Here is a 2,295-nt window from a genome sequence, read left to right as displayed (position 1 = left end):
CTCCCCAAGAAAGAAGACGGGAGACCGCGGAACTAGGCGAGCCGAGAAAGCGCGTCATCCGGTTCGACAAAAGGCGCGTTATTCTCGTTATCGCCGCGGGGATATTGGTATGACCGGCCCGATGCGGTGCTTGCTGCGCGTGGTTAGATCGCCACGGACAGCGGCAGGCTCGAAGATCTAGTTCCTCGGTGCCAATGCTTGCCGATAGCGAGTCCACCAGGAGACGATGCGGACATGCAGCGGCCGATCCCTCGGATGTAGCCGCCAGGTAATCGCAGGAAGCCTGTCGGCTTACGCTTATTAGCTGCGACGGGCTTTTTGTATTCGCTTTGGCAGTTGGACAGCGGAGCGCCGGGTGCGTACCGGCCAGCTACGGGAACAGGCAGCTCCCGCGCTCGACGGCGGCAGCGCTGGCGGCAGGTTAGCATGCCTTCGCGAATCGGGCTATTCGGCCATCGGAAGCCCACGCTCACCGCCGGCACCTTTTTCGGTCAATCCCATCTTGTTGATAAGCCATGGCATTGTCAGGCCCTGCACAAAGATCGAGAACGCCACCACGGCAAAGGCCGTGACGATGATCGCCGCGCGCTCCGCTATGTCGTGGGGCAACGCGAGAGCGAGCGCCAGGGCCAGGGAGCCGCGCAGCCCGCCCCAGACCAGAACATGCTGATACTTGATATCCACCTTTATTGAGGTTGGTTTGAGCACAGCACACAGGGGATAAATAGCCAGAACCCTGCCGAGGAGGACGAGGACGATCGCAACCACCGAACTGCCCGCGAAGATGCCGAGAGGCTGATGCGCCTCGTGGCTGCCTATCAGAATGAACACAATCGAATTGGCAAGGAAGGCGGCATATCCCCAGAAAGCTAGCACATGGCCCCGTGCATTGGCCGATATCGCACCTTTCCAGCCGACATTGCCAACCAGCAGGCCTGAGGTGAGCGTCGCGAGTACGCCCGACATCCCGAATTTCTCGGCGATCAAAAAGGATCCATATGCTGCGATCGTCGTCAGAGTAATCTCCACTAGGTGATCCTCGGTCCGCCCGGCGATGAGAAGTAGCACCGCCGCGACGGACGCTCCGATGACGATGCCACCTGCAACAATCCAGACAAAAGATGAGGTGATGGCTACAGGCGTGGCGCTGGCGCCCGAAGCAACCGCCACCAAAATTGCGAAGCCGACCGCGGCCGCGCCGTCGTTTAGCAGGCTTTCTGACTCGACCAGCAGGCCGAGGCGAGGCTGAACTTTCATTTCCTTGAACGCAGCCAGGACCGAGACTGGGTCGGTCGCCGCGATCAATACGCCGAAGAGGCCTGCACCCGCCCAACTCCATCCGAGCAGCCAATGCATGCCGAGTGCCACGACAGCCGCCGCGATCGCCACCCCCGGAAAGGCCAGCAAGACAGTGACCGGGAGGTTGACGCGGAAATGACGCCATTCGATCTCAAGTGCCGCCTGAAAGATCAGCGGCGGCAGGAACACCGTGAAGATTAGCTCCCGGCTGAGAGGAAGCTCGGCTACACCTGGAACAAAGCTGAGCGCTATCCCGGCCGCCACAAGGCCAACGCTATAAGGTAGGCGCATACGCCTAGAGACCATGGCGACGAGTGAAGCCGTCAGGAGTATGAGTCCGAGCGTCGGAATGGAGAGTTCGCTCATTCCGAATTATGGCTAGGTGGGGAAGGATTCGGCAAGCAAAAGCCCGTCCAGACAAATGTGATGGCGCCAACTTCTGTCAGTCAGCATATCGCAGTGCCCTGCTCCTCACACAAAGATTGTTGAACGGGTGCTCCCAGGCGATTAGAAAACAGCTGCGTGCTCAACCTGAGGGCTTCGGATGACATACCGAGGGCCTGTCCTGATGACGCCTTGGCGCAACACGATCACTTAAGCGATAAAGCTGCGCGAGCCAATTTCGGTCTCACCTCGGCGACTTCCTGAAGCTAATGATCCGCTGGGCGGCCGCTTAGCCGACTTCCAAGTCATAGCCCGGCATCGTGCTTACGGAAGCCGGCAAGATCCTGCAAAGCTACGCTATGGCCCTGCTTGAGCAGGCCGCGCGTGCCGAGACGGAACTGGCGGCGCTGCGCTCGAACCCGCGTGGCACGATCGTGCTCGGAATGCCGCCCTCGGTCGGCGTCGTGCTGACGGCGCCCCTGGTGCAGAATTTCCGCGCCCAGTTCCCGCAGGTAAGCCTGAGGGTGATCGAAGGCTTCAGCGGCCATCTGCTCGAATGGCTGGTGATGGGCAAGATCGACGTCGCTGTCCTGTACAACGCGCCGAGGATGA

At 60.4% G+C, this 2,295-nt stretch carries 2 protein-coding genes; one reads left to right on the top strand and one right to left on the bottom strand.

What is annotated here, in order from left to right; all coding sequences use genetic code 11:
* Positions 1-444: 444 nt before the first annotated feature.
* Positions 445-1,665: a cation:proton antiporter gene (locus tag EOA28_RS32895; protein WP_128315706.1), complete on the bottom strand. Its 1,221-nt coding sequence runs from the start codon at positions 1,663-1,665 to the stop codon at positions 445-447.
* 338 nt (positions 1,666-2,003) lie between these two features.
* Between EOA28_RS32895 and EOA28_RS32890 the strand changes: the two genes are divergently transcribed.
* The coding region (locus EOA28_RS32890) for a LysR substrate-binding domain-containing protein (protein WP_245501652.1) at positions 2,004-2,295 on the top strand (292 nt) is incomplete at its 3' end.

The sequence above is a fragment of the Mesorhizobium sp. M2A.F.Ca.ET.067.02.1.1 genome, from assembly GCF_004023285.1.
Taxonomy (GTDB): domain Bacteria; phylum Pseudomonadota; class Alphaproteobacteria; order Rhizobiales; family Rhizobiaceae; genus Mesorhizobium.
Note: the sequence above shows the minus strand (reverse complement) of the source record. Positions and strands in the feature narration are given on the sequence as shown.